General features: G+C 68.7%; 17 protein-coding genes and 1 pseudogene. 9 read left to right on the top strand and 9 right to left on the bottom strand.

The window, feature by feature from the left end:
* Nucleotides 1-10: 10 nt before the first annotated feature.
* The 3 genes from CG740_RS15955 to CG740_RS15945 all read left to right on the top strand — a co-directional run bounded on the left by CG740_RS15955 (nucleotide 11) and on the right by CG740_RS15945 (nucleotide 2,502).
* Nucleotides 11-982: a helix-turn-helix domain-containing protein gene (locus CG740_RS15955; protein ID WP_100575775.1), complete on the top strand. Its 972-nt coding sequence runs from the start codon at nucleotides 11-13 to the stop codon at nucleotides 980-982.
* On the top strand, nucleotides 979-1,548 hold the full coding sequence (locus CG740_RS15950) for a peptide deformylase (protein WP_100575774.1): 570 nt from the start codon (nucleotides 979-981) through the stop codon (nucleotides 1,546-1,548). The genes CG740_RS15955 and CG740_RS15950 overlap by 4 nt, the downstream gene beginning before the upstream one ends.
* A 78-nt stretch (nucleotides 1,549-1,626) precedes the next feature.
* Entirely contained in the window at nucleotides 1,627-2,502 is an 876-nt protein-coding gene (locus CG740_RS15945; RefSeq protein ID WP_100575773.1) for a GIY-YIG nuclease family protein, read from the top strand.
* 319 nt (nucleotides 2,503-2,821) lie between these two features.
* Here the strand turns inward: CG740_RS15945 and CG740_RS15940 are convergent.
* Nucleotides 2,822-3,016: pseudogene (locus tag CG740_RS15940) on the bottom strand (tyrosine-type recombinase/integrase); the annotation flags it as partial.
* 42 nt (nucleotides 3,017-3,058) lie between these two features.
* On the opposite strand from CG740_RS15940, the gene CG740_RS15935 reads away from it, so the two are divergent.
* Nucleotides 3,059-3,454: an NUDIX hydrolase gene (locus CG740_RS15935; RefSeq protein ID WP_234376286.1), complete on the top strand. Its 396-nt coding sequence runs from the start codon at nucleotides 3,059-3,061 to the stop codon at nucleotides 3,452-3,454.
* A 545-nt stretch (nucleotides 3,455-3,999) separates the two neighbouring features.
* A complete protein-coding gene (locus CG740_RS39665) occupies nucleotides 4,000-5,316 on the top strand; it encodes a hypothetical protein (RefSeq protein ID WP_153813857.1) in 1,317 nt (438 codons plus the stop codon).
* 515 nt (nucleotides 5,317-5,831) lie between these two features.
* On the opposite strand, the gene CG740_RS15925 is transcribed toward CG740_RS39665, so the two are convergent.
* On the bottom strand, nucleotides 5,832-6,146 hold the full coding sequence (locus CG740_RS15925) for a hypothetical protein (protein ID WP_100575771.1): 315 nt from the start codon (nucleotides 6,144-6,146) through the stop codon (nucleotides 5,832-5,834).
* A 150-nt stretch (nucleotides 6,147-6,296) separates the two neighbouring features.
* On the bottom strand, nucleotides 6,297-6,656 hold the full coding sequence (locus CG740_RS15920; RefSeq protein ID WP_100575821.1) for a hypothetical protein: 360 nt from the start codon (nucleotides 6,654-6,656) through the stop codon (nucleotides 6,297-6,299).
* Nucleotides 6,657-7,361: 705 nt separating this feature from the next.
* Here CG740_RS15920 and CG740_RS15915 point away from each other — a divergent pair.
* Nucleotides 7,362-8,345 carry a phosphorothioated DNA-binding restriction endonuclease gene (locus CG740_RS15915; protein WP_100575770.1) on the top strand — a complete coding sequence of 328 codons (984 nt, stop codon included), beginning with the start codon at nucleotides 7,362-7,364 and terminating at the stop codon, nucleotides 8,343-8,345.
* Between the two features lie 29 nt (nucleotides 8,346-8,374).
* Here CG740_RS15915 and CG740_RS15910 read toward each other — a convergent pair whose 3' ends face one another.
* Nucleotides 8,375-8,752, bottom strand: coding sequence for a MerR family transcriptional regulator (locus tag CG740_RS15910; protein ID WP_100575769.1), 378 nt, complete (start codon nucleotides 8,750-8,752; stop codon nucleotides 8,375-8,377).
* Between the two features lie 86 nt (nucleotides 8,753-8,838).
* Between CG740_RS15910 and CG740_RS15905 the strand changes: the two genes are divergently transcribed.
* Complete coding sequence (locus CG740_RS15905; protein ID WP_100575768.1) at nucleotides 8,839-9,567, top strand: SDR family oxidoreductase; 729 nt, start codon at nucleotides 8,839-8,841, stop codon at nucleotides 9,565-9,567.
* Between the two features lie 140 nt (nucleotides 9,568-9,707).
* Here CG740_RS15905 and CG740_RS15900 read toward each other — a convergent pair whose 3' ends face one another.
* Entirely contained in the window at nucleotides 9,708-10,238 is a 531-nt protein-coding gene (locus CG740_RS15900; RefSeq protein WP_100575767.1) for a response regulator, read from the bottom strand.
* Nucleotides 10,239-10,774: 536 nt separating this feature from the next.
* Here CG740_RS15900 and CG740_RS15895 point away from each other — a divergent pair.
* Nucleotides 10,775-12,373, top strand: a complete 1,599-nt coding sequence (locus CG740_RS15895) for a hypothetical protein (protein WP_100575766.1) — start codon at nucleotides 10,775-10,777, stop codon at nucleotides 12,371-12,373.
* 21 nt (nucleotides 12,374-12,394) lie between these two features.
* Here the strand turns inward: CG740_RS15895 and CG740_RS15890 are convergent, their stop codons facing one another.
* The 4 genes from CG740_RS15890 to CG740_RS40360 form a co-directional block, all read right to left on the bottom strand.
* A complete protein-coding gene (locus CG740_RS15890; protein WP_100575820.1) occupies nucleotides 12,395-13,015 on the bottom strand; it encodes a GNAT family N-acetyltransferase in 621 nt (206 codons plus the stop codon).
* A 218-nt stretch (nucleotides 13,016-13,233) separates the two neighbouring features.
* Nucleotides 13,234-14,781 carry an alpha/beta hydrolase gene (locus tag CG740_RS15885; RefSeq protein WP_100575765.1) on the bottom strand — a complete coding sequence of 516 codons (1,548 nt, stop codon included), beginning with the start codon at nucleotides 14,779-14,781 and terminating at the stop codon, nucleotides 13,234-13,236.
* Between the two features lie 172 nt (nucleotides 14,782-14,953).
* On the bottom strand, nucleotides 14,954-15,877 hold the full coding sequence (locus CG740_RS15880; protein WP_100575764.1) for a cation diffusion facilitator family transporter: 924 nt from the start codon (nucleotides 15,875-15,877) through the stop codon (nucleotides 14,954-14,956).
* Between the two features lie 82 nt (nucleotides 15,878-15,959).
* Complete coding sequence (locus tag CG740_RS40360) at nucleotides 15,960-18,341, bottom strand: terpene synthase family protein (RefSeq protein WP_234376276.1); 2,382 nt, start codon at nucleotides 18,339-18,341, stop codon at nucleotides 15,960-15,962.
* 343 nt (nucleotides 18,342-18,684) lie between these two features.
* Between CG740_RS40360 and CG740_RS15870 the strand changes: the two genes are divergently transcribed.
* Complete coding sequence (locus tag CG740_RS15870) at nucleotides 18,685-19,266, top strand: HhH-GPD-type base excision DNA repair protein (RefSeq protein ID WP_100575763.1); 582 nt, start codon at nucleotides 18,685-18,687, stop codon at nucleotides 19,264-19,266.
* The last annotated feature ends 681 nt before the right edge of the window (nucleotides 19,267-19,947 follow it).

Below are 19,947 nucleotides of genomic sequence, written 5' to 3'. Positions count from 1 at the left end.
GGGGGCTTTGATGGACGCGCGGGACGACGCTTCGACGGTTGAGCAGGCCGCCGAGGCGTTCGCGGCGGAGGTCGCCTACTGGCGTGAGGTGCGGGGGCTGTCCAAGCGGGAGCTGGCCCGCAGGATGGGCTTCGACCCGTCCTACGTCAGCCACGTCGAATCCGGGCGGCACAAGCCGACCGAGGACTTCGCCCGCCGTGCAGAGGACATCCTGAATGCAGGCAAGGCCCTGTGGAAACGCTGGCTCGACTTCGAGACGGCAAAGGCCCGCACGGCACCCTCGGCAGCCCCACCCCCGCCCCGCCGGGCCGAGCAGCCGTACGCGACGGGCTCGGCCATCGTCGTCGAGCACGACGCCGCACGCCTGGACTACGACGGGCGTCAGTACCGGCTGACGATGCGCCGACTGCTGCGGAACACCGGCAGCGAGCCGATCACCCGCTACCTGATCCGCATCAGCGTCGACCGCTACCCTGGCGAGCCCGAGCGCTCCAACGCCCACTACCGCGAGCACCCGCTGACCTGGGACGAACTCGCCCTGACGGCCACGTGCCGCGGGGAGGACATGCGCTGGCAGGCTAAGCACGACCGCGACGCCTTCAAGGAAGTCTGGCTGCTCTTCGAGAACGGCCAGGGCCGGTACCCGCTGTACCCGGGCGAGTCGGTGTGGATCGAGTACGCCTACTCGGCGGGCGACGAGAAGTGGGGCCGCTGGTTCCAGCGCGCCGTCCGCCTGCCCACCGAGCACCTGGAGGTCGAACTCGCTTTCCCCGCCGCACTCGATCCCACGGTGTGGGGCACCGAGACCTCCATGACCGCCGAGGCGGCACCCTTGCGGACCGCCCCGATCGGGCGCAACGAGGACGGGGTAAGCGTCTTCTCCTGGAGCACGTCCACACCCGCCCTCCACGCCCGGTACCGTCTGGAATGGCGATTTCGGACCCGTCCCGAACGTGACACAAGCCAAGGGGAGTTCAGGTGATCGAGGTGCGGCCCAGCGAGCAGATGCGTGATCTCGGAGTCGTGCAGCACGGCGCCCCCGTCCTCGCCGAGCCCGCCCGCCTCTTCGACCTGCCGACCGAGCGTGAGGCCGCCGAGCAGGTCGTCGAGAAGCTGTTCACCTCGATGGAGCGCATCGGACAGGTCCACCCCTTCGCCAAGGGCATGGGCATCGCCGCACCACAGATCGGCATCGCCCGGGCCGCTGCCGTCGTCCGGCCCGCCGACCCCGCCGCACCCCCGGTCGTTCTGCTCAACCCCCGCATCACCGAATGCTCGGACGAGACGGATGAGCAGTTCGAGGGCTGCCTGTCCTTCTTCGACGTCCGCGGATTGGTCCCCCGGCCGCTACGGATCACCGTGGAGACCACCACGCTGGACGGTCAAACGGTGACCACCACCTACCAGCGCGGCATCGCCCGCCTCGTCCACCACGAGGTCGACCACCTGGACGGCCTGCTCTACACCGCCCGGATGCGGACCGGAACCGAACCCATCCCCGTCGAGCAGTACCGCCAGACCGGTCGTGCCTGGACCTACGAGCAGTAGCGACCCATGGCCCACCTCGCAAAGAAGTTGGACAAGGTCGCCGACCATTTCGAAAGCTTTTGATTCCCAGGAGATAGTTTGAGCGAGAGCACCCGCGGCGTGATTTACATCCTCGCCAATTCCTTGATGCCTGGAGTTCTGAAGATTGGTCGCACTGGAAGGGGGCCAGTCGAACGCGCCAGGGAAATTTCACGCGCTACGGGCGTGCCGGAAGAATATGAGGTGATCTATGATCAGGTAGTTAGCGATGCCAAGGGTGCCGAGAAACGAATTCACTCCTTGCTGCAATCTCATCGCGTCAACCCAAAGAGAGAATTCTTTAGAATCTCAATCCGCGAAGCCATTCGCCACGTACAGGAAAGCTGTGCCCGCTATCCCGTGAATGAAGCGCGCGAAGCGGTCGAATTTGACGCCCTACCGGGGCTCGAAGAGCGAATGCGTCGGTGGATTAGGCGTGACCTCGTGGCTGTGAAATTCGTGCAGTACTCAGATCTGTGTCTGATCAGATGGGTGCTCCAGCCGGACTTTCGCAAGATTGCGGCACACGAGAATATATATGACCTGGGATGTATCGGCGACGAACGCGAACGATGCATGGAAGATTACGATCGACATCGCGATGAATACCGATGCGAGAGCGGCTTCTTCTGCCCAGTCCACTACTCCCCGAAAGAGAATTTCGACTCTTTCCTTGAGCTCGATCCATATTCAATGATCATGACGGGTCTCGATATTCTCAGCGATGAGGCTTCCGATTATGTTGCCCACCTTTGGGAGCGGCGTCAAATTAAACCACCAAAGCGGCTGGGTTGGACCGTTGTGGGTGCCAGCTATTCCATGATGGGCCCAGAAGAAGAGTGGCGCGAAGCCCTTGCTAAGCACGGAATCGCAAACAGCGACATGGATGCTGAAAGTGAAATCGTCCAGCTCTCAGGAAAACGGGATATCTTGTAGGTCAGAGATGGCATCGCCGATCGAATCAGCCTCGTTCGCCCTGGAGGCCGCGGCCAGCTCTGCGCGATGATCGCCGCCAAGGCTGCATCGAAGTCGGCCTGACATCCAGAACCCACATCAACGGCGGTGGGTTGCGGCGGTCGGGCCCGGCTCCTCACGGTGCGGGCAGCCGTGGGGGCGCAAGAGAGCGCTGCCGTCCGATCGAACTCCTAAAGCGGGTGTCGCAGGTTCGAATCCTGCCGGGGGCACCAGGGACAAGGCCACCTAGGAACGTTCCTAGGTGGCCTTTGACATCCACTTCTGACATCAGCGAGCACGGTCACTCACGACCAGGGCGCTTCCTGAGCAGCCGATCCATGTGGCTCATGGCCTCGCGCTGGGTGTCCTGCACGATGTGCGTGTACACGTCCATGGTGATGCTGATCTGCGAGTGCCCGAGAATCTCCATCACCACGCGGGGCGCCACTTCAGCCGCCGTGAGCATGGTGGCCGTGCCGTGCCGAGACGTGCCGAGCATCGTGCAGCCGGATCGCTCCACTCTGTGTCCGTGGCCGGAGTGGTCACCGGCGAGGACGGCCGACTCCTTGCGATCCGCCGCGCGGACAAGGGCACTTGGGAACTCCCCGGCGGCGTACTTGAACTCGACGAGACCCCCGAGGCCAGCGTCGCCCGCGAGGTCTTCGAGGAGACCGGCATCCACGTCGAGGTGAACCAGCTCACCGGGGTCTACAACAACACCACCCGTGGCATCGTCGCCCTGGTCTTCCGCTGCAAGCCCTCAGGCGGCACGGAACGTACGTCCAGCGAATCAACCGCGGTCGACTGGCTCACGTCCGAAGAGGTCAGCGAACGCATGGCCGAGGTCTTCGCGATCCGACTCCTGGACGCCTTGGACGGGAACGGGCCTCACGTACGGAACCATGACGGCAAGAGCCTGATCGCAGCGCGGTAGAACTTTCCCTACTTCATCAAGGCACCCGCCACGCACGGCGCGGCGCGCGCGGCCCGTCGCCCGGGCCTGCGCTCCTGTCTACGCTCCGCTCCAGCCCGGCCGCCGGCCGCACGCCTGACAGCTCGGGTTGATGGGCGACGAACCCGCAATGCGGCCGAGGCGGTACGCGGGTACGACCTCAAGATGATGCCTCCGGCGGGGGCGCTCAGGCTCCGGGATGGCGGGGGCTCGCACGCGGGTGCCGGCCGGTGGGGTGTGTCGGTGGGGGCTCCCATCCCGTCTGCCATCGACCCAGGCAGAGCCGAGCAGACACGGCACCGGGCGTCCAGGTCGTTCGTACAGTGGCGCGCTCCACCTGGACGCCCGGCACCGCGCCTGCTCCACGTTGTGTGGGTCGACGGCAGACGGGATGGGAGCAGGGGCAGGTGTCACGAAGAGCTGGACCCGAAGCTGCGAAACCTCTCCGGGAGAGGCATCAAGTAGCTACCTTTCTCAGTACGACCAGAGCGTTGATGGCACCCCTTGTTAGACCTGGAGCAGCAAGAATGAGTGAAGTCCCTGAGGTAAGCGAAGAACTCATCACGGCCGGACTTCGCAGAGTATTCCGAATAAACGAAGAGGGAAACGGTAATTTCACCCTCCGGGATCCCATCCGGGTAGATGACGAGAAAACAATTACAGGAGTCACCGGACCCGAGATCTCCGAGATCTCCGACCGCCTGAATTCGGCCAAACTCAAGAGTGAAAGCTATTTTCAATGGGGCACTGAAGCCGAATTCTCACTCGTTTCACTCGACCCCATAGGGGCATTTGATCGATACTTCGACGAAAAGGAGTTCATCGGTCAGGGAGATAACCCCGTCACCTTCAAGGTCGGAAAGCCTTCGCGCGAGTTCTCTGCTTACCTTCTCTGTCTATTCGCAAAGAATCCTCTGCTCCTCCGGGCGCCTCGCCATCGAATGCTTCTCAATCGCATCAGATCCCTTGGCAGCGAACGTGCAAATCTCGGCATCACCAGAAGCAACCGCCGACCGCTGGATGCCGAATCACTATTCGACGCCGTCGGGGAATCGCTGCGTGTCACCACGTTGCGCATCAGCTCCACCAAGGTCCGGTCAGACTTCGAGAAACTGGCCAACTCCTTCCTTTTTCATGCCGCCTACAACACCGACATGGCGGCTCGAATCGGGCTCGATCCCGTGTTTCGAGCGCAAGCCATCCAACGGGTCAGAAGGACGCAGTTCGATGCCCTTGAAGCCCCCAGGAAGACTTACGAGACCGACCTGGTTCACCACTACCTGATGGGGGTCGCCGCCGAAATCCCTCTATTGGAATACTTGGCCTACTATCACATCGCCGAGCATTACTTCGTAGAGGTATTTAATGAAGACTTGGTGAAGCAGGTTCGATCCAGCATTACGGACCCATCCTTCTCAACTCGCCGCGACAAAGACATTCAGTCGATTATTCGAATCGTCAACAAGGCGCAGCGTCAGGTAAAGGATGAAGGTGGAGTGAATGAGCAGCGCTCGCTCAAACTTGTCCTTGACAGATTCGTAAACCTAGATCGACTTGCGACTGATCTCGATGCGTACGATGCCAGCCTGGTCGACTATTACGCTCAAAGTGACGCGCCATTCGCCGGGGCGAGTAAGGCTGCGATTCGCGGGGCCGACGAAGAAGTAGCGCGTAACGCTATCGCAAAGAGAATCTACAAGGTGCGCAACGCTTTGGTGCATGCCAAGGAAGGGGAACTGCCGAAATACGCCCCATTCGCGCACGATGATGAACTGGCACGCGAGATACCTCTGATGCGATTTGCTGCAGAGCAAATCGTAATTGCGCAGGGAAGGGCTCTGTAGCTTTTCCAGCGTGGGCCCCTCCGGACTTTAGATCTCCTTTGTCGGTGGCGATGCGAGGGCTATTCGTGGCCGGGGCCGCCTCCTTAGTACTCTGGAAGGGCTCTGGACTGGCCCAACGTTTGTGCAGCACGCGCCTTCCAAAGTCGTTACCTCGTGCGAATAGGCTAGGAAGGTTCGCGCGCGGCCGGCGCTGGCAGGGCACTCTTGGCCATCGGCGCAGCCTGGCCGTCGGTTGGGTCCCGGGCTTGCACCGGGCCGCCCCCGGACAGAGCCAGGGATGCAGCTGCACTACAGAGCTGGACACCTCGGAAGCCGACCGCGCGCAGGTGGACGCTGTCCCGAGGCACTGACAGACGGCATCGAAGACCGTGCCACATCCGTGCCAGATCGCGCGGGGAACCACGGCGAACGAGGGGCGGTGTCGGGCTCTGGGGTGTCGATCAGCTCCCGCAGCATCTGTGCAGGTCAGGCGTGGCCCCACTCTCCCGCTCTCCTAAAGAGGTTGTCCAGCACCCTCACCGGCTCCACACCCGCTGGAAGTCTCCGGGCGAGATGGCCTCCAGCGGATCATCTTCAGGGTCGATCGCTTGGTCTGTCAGGAAGCCGTGCTCGTCCTCGAGGTGCTCCCAGCTGTAGCGGTGAAGCTGGCCGGCCGACGTCAGCTCGGCTTGCTTGATGACGATCAGCTCGCCGCGGTCGGGTACGGCCTCGATGTACCAGAGGCCGCCTTCCTCGTCAGCGTGGTGGAAATGGTGTCGCAGGGTGGCGTTCTCATCGAGTGCTCGGAAGTACGCCACGGTCTCCGCGTTGATGCGCTCCAGGTCAACCACAGGACTATCGTGCCAGCGAGCACACGCCGTTGCACCGTTCTGACATCCATGAGTGACATCAACGGCGCTGGACGCCAGCGCTCCTAGGCGGTCTGGCACGGCCAGCGTGACCAGGCGGCTACCCGGCAGTGCCACGCAGCGATCGAACTCCTAAAGCGGTGGCTTCATGGCAACCAGCGGCAGCGGCCAGCCGGCGCAGGCCACTGGTGCGCTGCCGTCCTCGGTGAGGAAGAGCAGCGTGGTCCATGTCCGATCGTCAGCGTCGATCAGCCCTGTGCGCACGGGCTGGCCATGTTCGCGGACGAGCTGAACTGCTCGTTCCAGCCCAAGAGGTTCGAGTCCATGTTTCCGCATGCGCTGAAGTCGGCCCTTGAAGACTCCGGCATGCTGGCCTGCGGGTTGTGCTCGGTCGCCCACCCAGTAGATGGCGCCGCTGCGGAGGGTGGCAAGAGCTAACACCCACGCCTCGTCATCACCGGCCAACAGCGATCCCAGCTCATGCCGTTCCATGGTCACCCCCCTTCTGGATCCTGTGGCACAGCAGCCAGGCACCGCAACCTCAGCAATCGCCCTCAGAAGGTGAAGGGGGGCTGGCCGTGTGTCAGGCCGTCTCAGTTCCTGTCTCGTTGAGCGCGGTTCACGGCGGTTCAGACAAGGCCGAAGAACGCGACCGCTCCCACGAACAGCCGCCCATAAACGCAGGTGAATGGCCCTGTTCGTTGGTCCAGGGAACGCCACACAGTTGGAAAGCGTGCCTGAAGCGGAGGAGGAGGGCTTCGTGCGGATCCGTGCCCCGGGGGCAAATCTGGCCAACGTTCGCCAGCCGGGCCAGGAAGGATTCGACGCGTCCGAGGCCGTTGAGCGGTTACACCTCCACATCTGGCCGGCTCCTCACAGCGCACCCGCCGTGATCAAGCGATGGGCGGCTGCCATCTGACCGCCGGGGTTGCAGTTCGGGTTGCATTCACGCCCGTTCAGGCCCGTTCATCGCGCCCTGACGGGCAGGCTCAGCCGCAGTTCAGGACGCTAACGAACCCCGCCGGACAGCCAGACGAACAGTTGGAAAGCGTGTTGGGGGCAACCCCTCACGAGTTCGAATCTCGTATCCTCCGCCATTGCTCTCACCGGGCAATACGTCGAAGGGCCCCGCAGTTCGCTGCGGGGCCCTTCGTCGTTCCTCGGGTCCCGCGACGGGCGCCACTACGATCGCGGACCATGGACTGGGTCGAGCGCGCCGCGCAGTTGAGGCAGTGGACGAGGAGCGGGACGCGGGCTCCGCACAAGCCGTTGCTGTTCCTGTACGCGCTCAGCCGCTTCCAGCGGGACGCCGATGACGAGCTGCGGTACAGCGCCGTGGAGGAGGACCTGCGGGGGCTGCTCGCCGAGTACGGTCCCGGTAACCGGACGACGCCCGCCTATCCCTTCCATCACCTGGTGAGTGACGGCGTGTGGGAGGTGCGTACCGAGCGCGGCCCCGGCAGCCCGGGGACCGGGGTCGGGAAACTGCGCGCGACCGGCGCGGCCGGCCGGCTGACGCCGGAGCTGCGGAATGCCTTGCGGCGGGAGCCGTCCCTGCTCGGCCGGATGGCGCGGGTACTGCTCGATCTGAACTTCCCGCCTTCCCTCCACGCGGAGCTGTGCGATGCCGTCGGCCTGGAGCTGGAGGAGGCCGAGACCGGACCGCTCACGGCCGCGCGCAGGCCGCGGGACCGCCGGATGCGGGAGATGGTCCTGACGGCGTACGAGTACCAGTGCGCCTTCTGCGGGTACGACGGCAGGATCGGCGCGGTGCCGGTCGGACTTGAGGCCGCCCATGTGCGCTGGTGGGCGTTCGACGGACCGGACGAGGTCGAGAACGGCCTGTGCCTGTGCTCGCTGCACCACAAGCTGTTCGACAAGGGCGTACTCGGTCTCGGCGAAGGCCATGGCGAGGCCCACCGCATCCTGGTCTCGCAGAGCTTCGTCGGGCGTAGCGCCGCCGCCCGCGAGCACGTCATCGCGCTCGCCGGCCGTCCGCTCATCGGCCCCCAGCCGGGCGTCCGCCCCATCGCCGCCGCCCACCGCTCCTGGCACACCAGCCAGGTCTTCCACGGAAGCCCCCGTACGTCCAGCTCCGGCCACCACGGCAGCCACGACCGTCACGTCAGCCGCGACAGCCGCGACAGCCGGCTCCTGCCTGGCGGGCGCGCCGAGATGTGAGCGTCCCGTACGCCCCAACCGGCGCGCGCCTACGGGTGGGTGTCCGTGACCGCGATGACTTCGTCGAGGCGGTCCAGGGCAGCCTGTAGGTCGTCGACCTTGGCCTGGATCCGGTCGCGCTCGGCGCGCAGCATGGCTCGTTGCTCGGCGTCGGTGTGCCCGGAGTCCCAGCAGGGAAGGAGTTCCGTGATCCTCCGGCTGGTCAGGCCGGCGGCGAACATCTGCTGGAAGAAGCGGATCAGGGCGATGGCGTCCTGCCGGTAGAGGCGCTGACCGGACGGGCTGCGCTCCGCGATGAGCAGCCCCTGCTGCTCGTAGTAGCGCACGGCGCGTACCGAGACGCCGGCCCCCCGTGCCACCTCGCCGATGCGGATCAGCCGCTCGGCCGCGGCCGCTGTGGCGGTCATGGTGATTCCTCCCACCCAGGCCCTGTCGGCCAACGCTTGCCTCGCGCTTGCCTCTGACGTCAACGTCAGGTTTTAGCGTACCGGGCATGGATATCGACAACTCAGTCGCCCTTGTCACCGGAGCCAACCGCGGCCTGGGCCGCGCCTTCGCCCAGCGCCTGCTCGAACGGGGCGCCCGCAAGGTCTATGCGACGGCCCGCCGGCCGGAGACCCTGGATCTGCCCGGGGTCGAGGTGCTGCCCCTCGACATCGCCGATCCCGCGGCCGTGCGGGCGGCGGCCGAGGCCGCCCCGGACGTCTCGCTGCTGATCAACAACGCGGGGATCCAGACGGGGACCGACCTGGTGACCGGTTCGCTGGACGCGGTGCGGCGCGAGCTGGAGACCAATGTGTTCGGACACCTGGGAATGATCCGGGAGTTCGCGCCGACGCTCGCCAGGAACGGCGGGGGCGCGATCGTCAACGTGCTCTCCGCCATGTCGTGGTTCGGGGGCAAGGGCGCCAACGCCTACCACCTGACCAAGGGCGCCGCCTGGGCCATGACCAACGGCGTCCGCCTGGAGCTCGCCGAGCAGGGCACACTCGTGACGGCGGTGCACCTCGGCCTGGCCGACACCGACATGGCCGCGGGCTGGCCCGTGGACAAGTTGGCACCGTCGGACCTGGCCGACGCGGCGCTCGACGGCGTCGAGGCGGGATCCGCCGAGGTGCTCGCCGACCAGTGGAGTCGGGACGTCAAGTCCCGGCTGCCGTTGACGCCGGAAGAGTTCAACGCCGCGATGGACCGCGCGCTGGCGGCGCTGACGGCGGCCTGAGCGCTTCCCAGGCTGCACCGGTCGGCTGGTCGGCTGGTCGGCTGGTCGGCCAGCCGACTGGCCGGAATCGGGCCGCCGGAAACGCACCGCCCCGGAACGCACCGCCCGGGAAGGCACCGCCTACGAACGCCCCCGGGATCTCAGCGCGGCGGTTCGTCCGGCTGACGGGGGACTCGGACGGCTTCCGGGGAGTGCAACTGCCGCCTGCGAGCGGGAAGTTGGGAAGCGAGCTGCGTCGGCTCGGCCGGGTGGTTGCGGGGGCCTCGTTGACGGGGGCCGGCGGCGAGGAGGGCGCTGGTGCGGTAGAGGTACTGGACCTTGATGCGTAACGCCCAGGGGTCCAGGGGCTTGATCAGGTAATCCGCCACGCCCAAGTGCAGTGCCTGTGCGGCCAGTTCACTGTCCTGGCCCATGCCGGTCACCAGGATGACGGGGATCAGCTGGGTCTGGGTGAGGCGGCTCAGGTACCGGGCGACGTCCAGGCCGCTCACGCCGGGCATCACGACATCGAGGACCGCGACCGCTATTCCCCCGTGCAGCGCGGCCTTGAGGGCGGCGTCCCCGCTGGTCGCCAGCTCCAGGGGGTAGCCGAGCGGCGCGAGGATGCTCTCCATGGCGAACAGGTTGTCCTCGTGGTCGTCGACCAGTAGCACCTTCATGTCCGCGGACATGGCCCCATCACCTTCACTCGGGAGCGCCGGATAGGCATATGCCCGTTCGCGGCGGCTCGTACGCAGTCGGGGAGTACCACTGTGGTGTGCATGTGGGGGATGCACCGATGCACCTGTGGCAACGCATGTGCCGGGTCGATCCGCACATAGTCGACGGCTGGCTTGTGTGGACCGAATTCTCGCACCGGGCGCCCCGGAACATCAGGGTGTCGACGATGTCTGTTGTCGCCGCCCCCGACCGGCGCTCCGGCCGCCTCCTCGCGGCACCGAGTGCCGATGCGCAAGTGCCAGAGGCTCATGTGCTGCCCGGCTCACACCTATGGGTGAACCCGCGCAGGTCGGCGCACCGTTCCGAGCCACGGTGCGCCGGGGCGGCGACCACTGCTTGATCGATTCCGCCGGAGCGGGACGCCGATGACCCAATGGTCTGAACCACCGTTCCAGGGGCGGAACTTCGGGCCCGCATGGGTTCACGATGACCCGATGATGATCCCGTCAGCCTCCGTCGTACGGAACCCGCCCCCGAGCGGCGAGCGATGAACGCGCTCCTCGCCTCGGCCCGTCACCGATCGGCCGCCCTCGCCCGCACGGCGATCGCCGTCGCGCTCGGGCTCGTCGCCGGCTGGCTGCTCCTGGTCACCGTGCCCCGTGCGCTCGATGTGGAGCGGGCGTTCGCGGCGGCGGGCGACTGCCCGGTCGCCGAGGTCTCCATGAAGTGCAGACACACCGTCGCGGCCACGGTGACCTCCACCGCGGCCGATCACCAGCACCGCTCCACGTACTACTGGCTGGGCCTCGGCCACGTACAGGACGGGCCCGGGGCGCTGCCCGGGCGGCTGAAGGCCGGCCCGCTCAAGCGCCGGCCGGGCCGGGCCGTCCCCGCGCCTCCGCACCGCGTCAAGATGGACGGCCGCGCCCCCGTCTTCGCACTGGTCAGACCCGGCGCCGCCCTTCAACTCACGTACTGGCGAGGGGAGATCAGGTACGTCGAGTTCCGGGGCCTGCGCCAGTACACGACTGCGGATCCGCGCGGCGGCTACCGGCTGCCGCTGGCCGCCGCGCTCTTCCTGCTCTCCGTGGCCGTGGCCTGTCTGCGCGGCGCGTACTGCGAGGCACTGCGTGTCACCGGGTCCTCCGGGGCCGCGAGGCCCATCGGGGCGGCGGCGGGCATCGGGGCGGCGGCGCCACACTGCGGGGCGGCGGGACAGGTCGGGTCGACGGGGCCCGGTGGGGCAGCGGGGCACGGTTGGGCGGCGGGGCACGGTTGGGCAGCGGGGCCCGGTCGGACAGCGGGGCACATCGGGCTTTCCGGGGTCACCGGTGCGACCGGGCCCGCCGAGGCGGGCGGCTCCTCCGGGACAGTCGACTCTGCCTGGTCCGCCACGCGTGTTGGGTCCGCTGGGTTCGCCGCGCCCGTTGAGTCCGCCGGGTTCGCCGCGCCCGTTGAGTCCGCCGGGTTCGCCGCGCCCGTTGAGTCCGGCGGGTTCGCCGCGCCCGTTGAGTCCGGCGGGTTCGCCGCGCCCGTTGAGTCCGCCGGGTCGGCCGGGTCGGCCGCGGCCCCGGCGCCGGCTGCGCGGGAGCCCTGGCGGATCACCCTGCCACTCGCCTCGGTACTCCTGATCTCGTGTTTCGCCTTCGGTACGCCCTGGGTCACCGGCGGGGTGCCAACTGCCGTGCTGCTCACGGCGATCGGGGCCGTGCCGGTCCTCGGCGGGGTCGCCTGCGTATCCCACCGGCGGCGTCGCCGCACCACCGACACCATCAAGGTGGCCCCGCTGCCCCCGTCCATGGAGGAGTGCTTTCCCGGCACGATTCGCGGTGACGTTCCGTACTGTCAGGAGGAGTTCGGCTATCTGGTCGCCGCGCCGGGGCTGCTCGCCTCCACCCCCGACCCCTTCGGTCTGCTGGCCCGATGTCCGGTGCCGCGCACCCTCACCGTGGTCCGGGTCCGCCCGCCGTACTGGACCGATCCGGGCCCACGCCCCGCCCCGGGCTCGCACGTGGTGGAGTGCCGGGACGGGACGACGCCGGTCTATGTGGTGACCGAACAGCAATACAGCGCCTGGGTGTTGGGGGCCTTGAGGCGTCCTGCGGACACGCCGTTCCGGGCGGGCGGCGCGCCTCGGCGGACCTGACCGCATCCCCCACCCGTACGCCTACACCCCGAACGGCGCCGGGTACTGGATCACGCCCGACGGTGCCGGGGCTCCCCCGGGGCGCAGCCGGAGTGCCATCATGGCCTCGTCGGGCACCTCGAAGGGGGCCCGGATGCCGAGCGCCGAGGCCGGGGTGAAACCGAAGCGCGGGTAGTAGTCCGGGTGGCCGAGCACCAGGACCAGGTCCTCGCCCAGCTCCCGAGCGGCATCGAGCACCGCCCGCACCGCCGCCGAACCCGCGCCCGTGCGCTGGTACTCGGGGGCCACCGCGACCGGGGCGAGGGCCAGCGCCGGAGCGCCGTCCACCCGGCACCGGGTGAGCAGGGCGTGGCCGACGATCGGGCCGCGCGAGCCGTCCACGCCGTCCATGCCGTCCACGTCTTCCGGACCGCGCGGGCCTGCCGGGCCTGCCGGGCCCTCCGTCACGATCGAGAGCCCGGGGATCCACGCCTGGTCGACGCGCAGGGCGTCGACCAGGTCGGCCTCGGCGCCGGTGGGGAACGCGGCCAGGTTCACGGCCCGGACCGCGGCGATGTCCCCGGACGTCTCGGGCCGGGTGCGCCAGCCGGAACCGCCCGACGACGTTCCTGCGGACGCCGCCGACATGGCGTCTGAGGACATGTGCTCCGACGCCATGGGCGCCGAGGGCTTGGGTTCGGAAGGCATGTGTGGAGTATCCATATGTCGCCAATTGTGCCCTTCCAGCTCACCCCTGGCCCAGCGAATTAACTCCGGACGCCCGGCCCGCAACCGGCCCGCCTGCCGCAGACCCTGTCGCGGGTGGCCACGCGGGTGGCCACGCGTCCGGCGCTCGTCCGGCTCTCGTCCGGCTCTTCGTCCTATTCGTCCGGCTGCTCGGCCGGACAGCTCGTACCCTCCGGCGGCACGGTTCCGGCCGCGAAGAAGGCGTCCGCCTTGGCGCGGATGCACTGCGAGGCGGCATACGCGCCGTGCCCCTCGCCCTCGTAGGTCAGCAGGACACCCGACCCGAGCTGTTTCGCCGTGTCCCGGGCCCATGGGTACGGCGTCGCCGGGTCACCCTTGCCGCCCACGACCAGGATCTTGGGCGCTCCGGGGCGGTCGATGCGGCGGATGTAGTCGGTTCCCGCCGGCCACCCCGTGCAGGCGACGGCACGCGCGGCCGACCCGGGCCCGAAGTACGGTGATTCCTGGGTGAGTTGACGCTGCATGGAGTCGTACTCCTTCGCCGGGTCGGCCGGCCGTACCGGATCGTCCGCGCAGTTGATCGCGAGCATCGCCTCGTCGGAGTTGCTCGCGGGCGCGTCGTCCGTACCGGCGCCCGGGTTGAGCGCGGCGAGGACCGTGGGGTCGTCGTCGTCGAGGAGGGCGGCGATGCCCGCCGAGAGGGTGGGCCAGGAGGCCTGGCTGTAGAGGGCGGACTGCACGGCGCTGTGCAGGTCTTCGCCGGTGAAGTCCTGGTTGTCGGAGCCCGTCACGGTCCGCCCGCCGGCCAGCTTCGCGACCGCCCTGTCGAAGGTCGCAGCGACCTCCTGCGGGGTGGTGCCGAGTTCGCAGTTCTGCTGGGCGCAGCCGGCGAAAAACCCTTCCAGGGCCTGCTGGAACCCCTTGGTCTGCGCGAGCACGTCCTGCTCGGCGGTCCCGCGCAGGGTGTCCACGGCATCCAGGACCATCCGGCCGGTGCGCTTGGGGAACTGGCTCGCGTAGACCGCGCCGAGCCGGGTCCCGTACGAGATCCCCAGGTAGTTGAGCTTGCCGTCACCGAGTACCGCGCGCAGCACGTCCATGTCGCGGGAGGTGTTGATGGTGCCCACGTGGTCGAGCACCGGGCCGGTCTTCGCGCGGCACGCCTGGGCTATGCGCTTCGCCTCGGCGACGGCGGCGGCCCCCGTGCCCGGCGCGTCCTGGCTCCCGCCGTCCATCCGGTCCACCTCGTCCTCGCCGCCGCACCGCACGGGAGCGCTGCGGGCGACCCCGCGCGGGTCGAAGCTCACCAGGTCGTACTGCTTGCCGATGCCGGCCGCCAGATCACGGAAGGCGGCGAGCCCGTCGACCCCGGATTCGCCGGGGCCGCCGAAGTTGAACACGACGGAGCCCTTGCGGTCGTCGCCGTGGGCCGTGCTTCTGATACGGGCCACGGCGAGCGCGATGGCGCCCTTGCCGGGGTTCGCGTAGTCGACCGGCACACTGAGGGTGCTGCACTCCATGTCCCGTACGGAATCGAGGAGTTCACCGGTCTGGCCCTCGGTCGGTTGGCACGGCTCCCAGCCGATCTTCTGCTCGTAGAACCGCCCGAGGTCCGGCCCGGACCCGGCGGCGCGGGTGACGGTGGCGGGTCCGACCAGGGCCAGGGCCGCACCGGCCCCGGCCGCGATCACCCGCCGAGCGAGCTTCGACTCACCCTTCATGGACTCACCCTTCCAGGAAGCGGAGCCCCCCGAACAGGCTAGACAGCCGCGCCCGAACCCGCGCGTCGAGCCGCGCTCACGCTCAGTGACCCTGAGGTCGTGCCCGGCCTGATATCGGGCCGGATACCGGGCGGGGCAAGGCGGGACGGGGCGGCGGGGCGGGGCGGGGCGTTCAGCGGTGGAGGGAGTCGGCGGCCTCGGCGTGGCCCTCGGGCTCCAGCTGGATCGTGGAGTGGGCCACGTCGAAGTGGTCCCCCACACAGCGCTGGAGCCGGCTCAGCAGCTCCCCGTACCCACCGTCCAGCGCGGCCTCCTTCACCACCACATGTGCGGTGAGCACAGGCATCCCGGACGTCACCGTCCAACCGTGCAGATCATGTACGGCGACCACACCCGGCTCATCGAGGAGGTGGCGGCGGACCTCCGCGAGGTCCACATCGTTCGGGGCCGCCTCCATCAGCACATGCAGGGCGTCCCGCAGCAGCCCGTACGTCCGGGGCACGATCAGGAGGCCGATGACGATCGAGGCGATCGGGTCGGCGGCCTGCCAGCCGGTGAACAGGATGATCAGGCCGCCGACGATCACCGCGACCGAGCCGAGGGCGTCGCCGAGCACCTCCAGGTAGGCGCCGCGCAGATTGAGACTCTTGTCCTTGGCGTCCTTCAGGAGCCACAGGCCCACCAGGTTCGCGGCGAGTCCGCCCACCGCGACCGCGAACATCAGGCCGCCCTTGACCTCGACCGGCTCGCTGAAGCGTTGGATCGCCGAGTACAGGACCCAGACGAAGATCGCGGCGAGGAGCAGGGCGTTCAGGACCGCCGAGAAGATCTCCACCCGGTAGAAGCCGAAGGTGCGGCGCGGGGTCGGGGCGCGCTGGGCCAGGGTGATCGCGCCGAGTGCGAGGGAGACCCCGACGGCATCGGTGAGGCTGTGCGCGGCGTCCGCCAGCAGCGCGAGGCTGCCGGAGAGCAGGGCGCCGACCACCTGGATGAGGGTGATCGACGCGCTGATGCCGATGGTCCACAGCAGCCGGTTGCGGTATGTGCCGCTGAGCGTGCCGGAGGCCGCCGAGGGTGCGCCGTGGTCGTGTCCCATGTGCGCGCCTCCTCGTGGCCGGGTGCGGCCCCACGGGCCCACGGGGTGGCCCCCGGGTGTGTGGCCCCCGCACATTAGAGGATCACGAGGCATGGCCTCCCGCCACTGTGGGCGCGGGGAGGGTGACCGCAGCCCCTCTTGCCTCCGGCACCCCCGCCATCCCCGCCACCTCAGGCACTTCCGCCGCCTTCGCCGCCTTCGCGACTTCCACCAAATTCGTCGCACTCGGCAGCCGTACCCGGTCCGCCGATGTCCCGTCCCCACTGGGCCGCATCCACCCGGGGGCCACACCGCCCCGGGACACGGTGTGGGGCGAGCTGCCATGAGGCAGGGAGGCCGGGAGATCGGCGGCGCCATAGCGGCGTACCGAGGCATGCCAGTGCAAAATGCCCGCGATCCAGTCCTGGAGCTCGGCCACATAGGCGCCGAGCACACGTCGTCCGTGCTCGTCCAGCTCGAAGTCCTCACAGAGGACCGGGAGTTCGTGGTCGATGACGTGCTGGAACTGACGCAGCCGCGAGCGCATCAGATCGTCCACGATGCGCAGCCCGGTCGGGTAGTCGCAGTTGAAGAAGTTCTGGACGACCAGGACGCCGTTGTGCAGCTCGCCCTCGTACTCGATCTCCTTCTGGTACGAGAAGACGTCGTTGAGCAGGCAGCAGTAGTCGGCGGCCGCGTTCTCCAGACTGCGGATCGGGCCGCTCTCGTAGAGGCCGGGCGGGAGTTGGTCCGCATGGCGCAGGCGGGCCAGGCTCATCGTGAGGTCGGAGCCGAAGGTGCAGCGGCGCATCTCGATGTAGTCGACGGGGTCGGGAATGCGGTGCTGGGCCTGGTTGTGCAGCTCCCAGAGCCAGCTCTCCAGCATGACGTCGACGGATCGGCGCAAGGCCGCGCGGGCCTGGGCCGACATCGGCCCGGCGGTACGCGCCCACAGGTCGGCGAGGCCGCGCTCCATGGGGGTCGTCGCCGCCAGGAGACCGGCGGCCGGCTCGTCGACCGGCATGCACGCGCCGAACCGCGCCCCGGCCGCCCGCGCCCCGGCCAGATTGCGCGGCTGCCCGTACACCAGCGGGTAGTAGTCGTCGCCGTACGTTCCCCAGGTCAGCCACTCGGTGCTGAGTTCGAGCTCCTCCGGTGTCGCGTCGGGGTCGAGTCCCGCGGCGCAGAGCGCGAAGTCGTAACCGGCCAGCTTCTCCGCGTCCCAGATGTCGTCGAGCAGCCCCATACGCTCCGCCCAGGCGATCGACGCCACACGTGCGTGGCCCACATGTGGGCTGAGCGACAGTGGGTACGGAACGTCGAAGTCGGGCAGCAGCGACGGACCGGTCTTCTGGCGCGGAACATGGGTGAAGCTGCGGTGGCGGGCCGCGGCGGGGCGGCCGAACAGGGCGGACACGTCGAGTGCCGAGGTGCCCAGCACCCCGTCGAACAGGGAGAGGCCGGAGGCGGGACCGGAGGAGGGGCCGGCGGTGGCGCCCTCATTCATGTAGCGGCTGGAGCGCATGTGCCACTCGTGGCCGCCGGACTGCCAGTCCTGGAGGCCCTTGACGTACGCCGCGACGGCCGCGCACTGGTCCGGTGTCAGGCCCTTCTCCAGGCACAGCGCCGGAACTTCGGTGAGCGCGGTGTTCTCGAACTGCTGGAGCCGCGAGGTCAGCAGGTCGTTGACGGCTTCCGCGGCCTCCTGCGTCGTACAGCCCAGGAAGGTCTCAAGTACCAGTACGCCATTGCTGAGTTCACCCTCGTCCTCGACCTCGCGCTGGTAGGAGAACAGGTCGTTGCGCAGGTGCACGGCGTCGGCGAAGGCGTCGGTGAGGACGCGCAGCGGCCTCGACTCGGCCACGGACGCGGGGAGTTCGGCGTTCGCCGCGTACTCGATGAGGCCGGCCGACCACGGCGCGCCGCCCACCTTGCGGCGCATCTCGATGTACTCGACGGGGTTGGAGATCCGGCCCGCGTTGATGTTGGCGAGCTCCCAGAGCGACTCGTTGAGCAGGTTGCGGGTGCTGATCGCGAAGCGCTCGCGCCACTCCTTCGTCATCGACGGGACGGTGCGCGCCCACAGGTCGGCGAGGCCCGCCTCGACCGGGTTGGTCGCCTCGGGGAACCCGTCGGCGAGGTCCATGGGCATGAAGGCGGGCAGCCGGTCCAGGTACTCCTTGCCGCCCTTGCGGTCGAGGGAGCGTTTGAACATCTCCAGGAAGTGGTCGTCGAAGAAGAACACCCACACGTACCAGTCCGTCACCAGGGCGAGCTGTCGCGCGTCGCAGTCGGGGTGGGTGTACGAGCAGAGCAGCGCGTAGTCGTGCGCGTCCAGGTCGGCCAGGTCCCAGATCCCGGAGCCCTCCAGCATGCCCATGTCCCGGGCCCAGATACGGGAGTGTTCCCGCGCGGATTCCAGGTGCGGATTGAGCCGGGCCGGATACGGAAGATAGAAATCCGGCAGGACAAAAGGCTGGCTCACTGCGGTCGCCCCTCTTGGTGGTGCACGTGCGGAAGCGGATAGGCGCGCGGCCGTACGACGCACGCGCCTGGCCCGCACGTGTGGTCCGGACATGCTGGTCCGGACGGAACTACCCGGCCCCGCCTCGGCCATTCGAGTGCCGTACGTCTGTCATACGAAAGCGTGAGTCAGCTCGAAAAGGGTGCGGGGGGCGTGGTTTTTGTGGGCTGCGTGCACGTGGGGCGGGGCGGGCCTCGGTGTCTGTGTGCTGCGCACACGTGGTGTGGGCACATGGGGCGCGGTCGGCGCCGGGGTGGGACCGTGTCCGCGTGCGTCGGGGGCGTCGGCCGCCGATCATCGAGGCATGAACACAACCCTTCGGCTCGCCCAGCAGCCCGAGGCCGACGAGCTGCTCGGGCGCAGCCCGCTGGCCGCGCTCGTCGGCATGCTGCTCGACCAGCAGGTGCCCATGGAGTGGGCGTTCTCGGGTCCGTACACGATCGCCCGGCGCATGGGGGCGGACGACCTCGACGCGGAGGCGATCGCGGCGTACGACCCGGAGGCCTTCGCGGAGCTCCTCAAGGAGAAGCCGGCGGTGCACCGCTACCCCGGGTCCATGGCGAAGCGGATCCAGCAGCTGTGCGGGTTCCTCGTGGAGGAGTACGGGGGTGACGCGGCCGAGGTCTGGACGGGGGTGGCGTCCGGGGCGGAGCTGTTCTCACGGCTGAAGGCGCTGCCCGGGTTCGGCGAGCAGAAGGCGAGGATCTTCCTCGCGCTCCTGGGGAAGCAGCTGGGCGTGCGGCCTTCGGGGTGGCGGGAGGCGGCGGGGGCGTACGGGGAGGCCGGGTCCTTCCGCTCGGTCGCGGACATTACGGGGCCGGAGTCGCTGGCGAAGGTGCGGGCGTACAAGCAGGAGGCCAAGGCGGCGGCGCGGGCCGCGAAGTAGCCCCGCCGGCGTCTCGGCGGGGCCGGGCTCGGCCCCCTCGACCTGCGTCCCCGGGCCGGCCCGCCGGGCTTGCGACCCGCCCTCTCGGTCTGGGTCGCTCGGCCCCCCGGCTCGGCCTACCCTCGGTCGTCACGCTGGGCTTGGGGCCGGGGGCAGGGGCAGGGGCCTGGGTTTTTGCCCCACCCCGCCCCTTCCCGCAACCCTCCGGGGGTGAAGTGGCGGACCGCTCGCGGGGCCACGCCCTGAGCCCTGGGTCGCGGGCCCTGGGTCGCGGGTCGCGGGTCGCGGGTGCGGCTGCGGAGCGTGGCTGGATGGTTCGGCTGCGGGGCGGTGGTCGCGGATGGTTCGGCTGCGGGCCGTGGGTGGCTGGGCGCGCAGTTCCCCGCGCCCCTGGGTCCGTTTGAGCTGCGGACCGTGCGTGGTTGCTCGCGCAGTTCCTCGCGCCCCCAACACCCCGTTTTCGTCCGCGGGCCGCGGGGGCCGTTCGCGCAGTTCCCCGCGCCCCCAACCCCCTGTCGGCCTCGCACCGTGCGTGGTTGCTCGCGCAGTTCCCCGCGCCCCCAACCCCCTGTCGGCCTCGCACCGTGCGTGGTTGCTCGCGCAGTTCCTCGCGCCCCCAACCCCCTGTCGGCCTCGCACCGTGCGTGGTTGCTCGCGCAGTTCCCCGCGCCCCTAAAAGGC

The sequence above is a fragment of the Streptomyces sp. CB01201 genome, assembly GCF_002803085.1.
GTDB lineage: Bacteria > Actinomycetota > Actinomycetes > Streptomycetales > Streptomycetaceae > Streptomyces > Streptomyces hundungensis.
The sequence above is the reverse complement of the archived record's forward strand: the minus strand, read 5'-3'. Positions and strand labels throughout refer to the sequence as shown.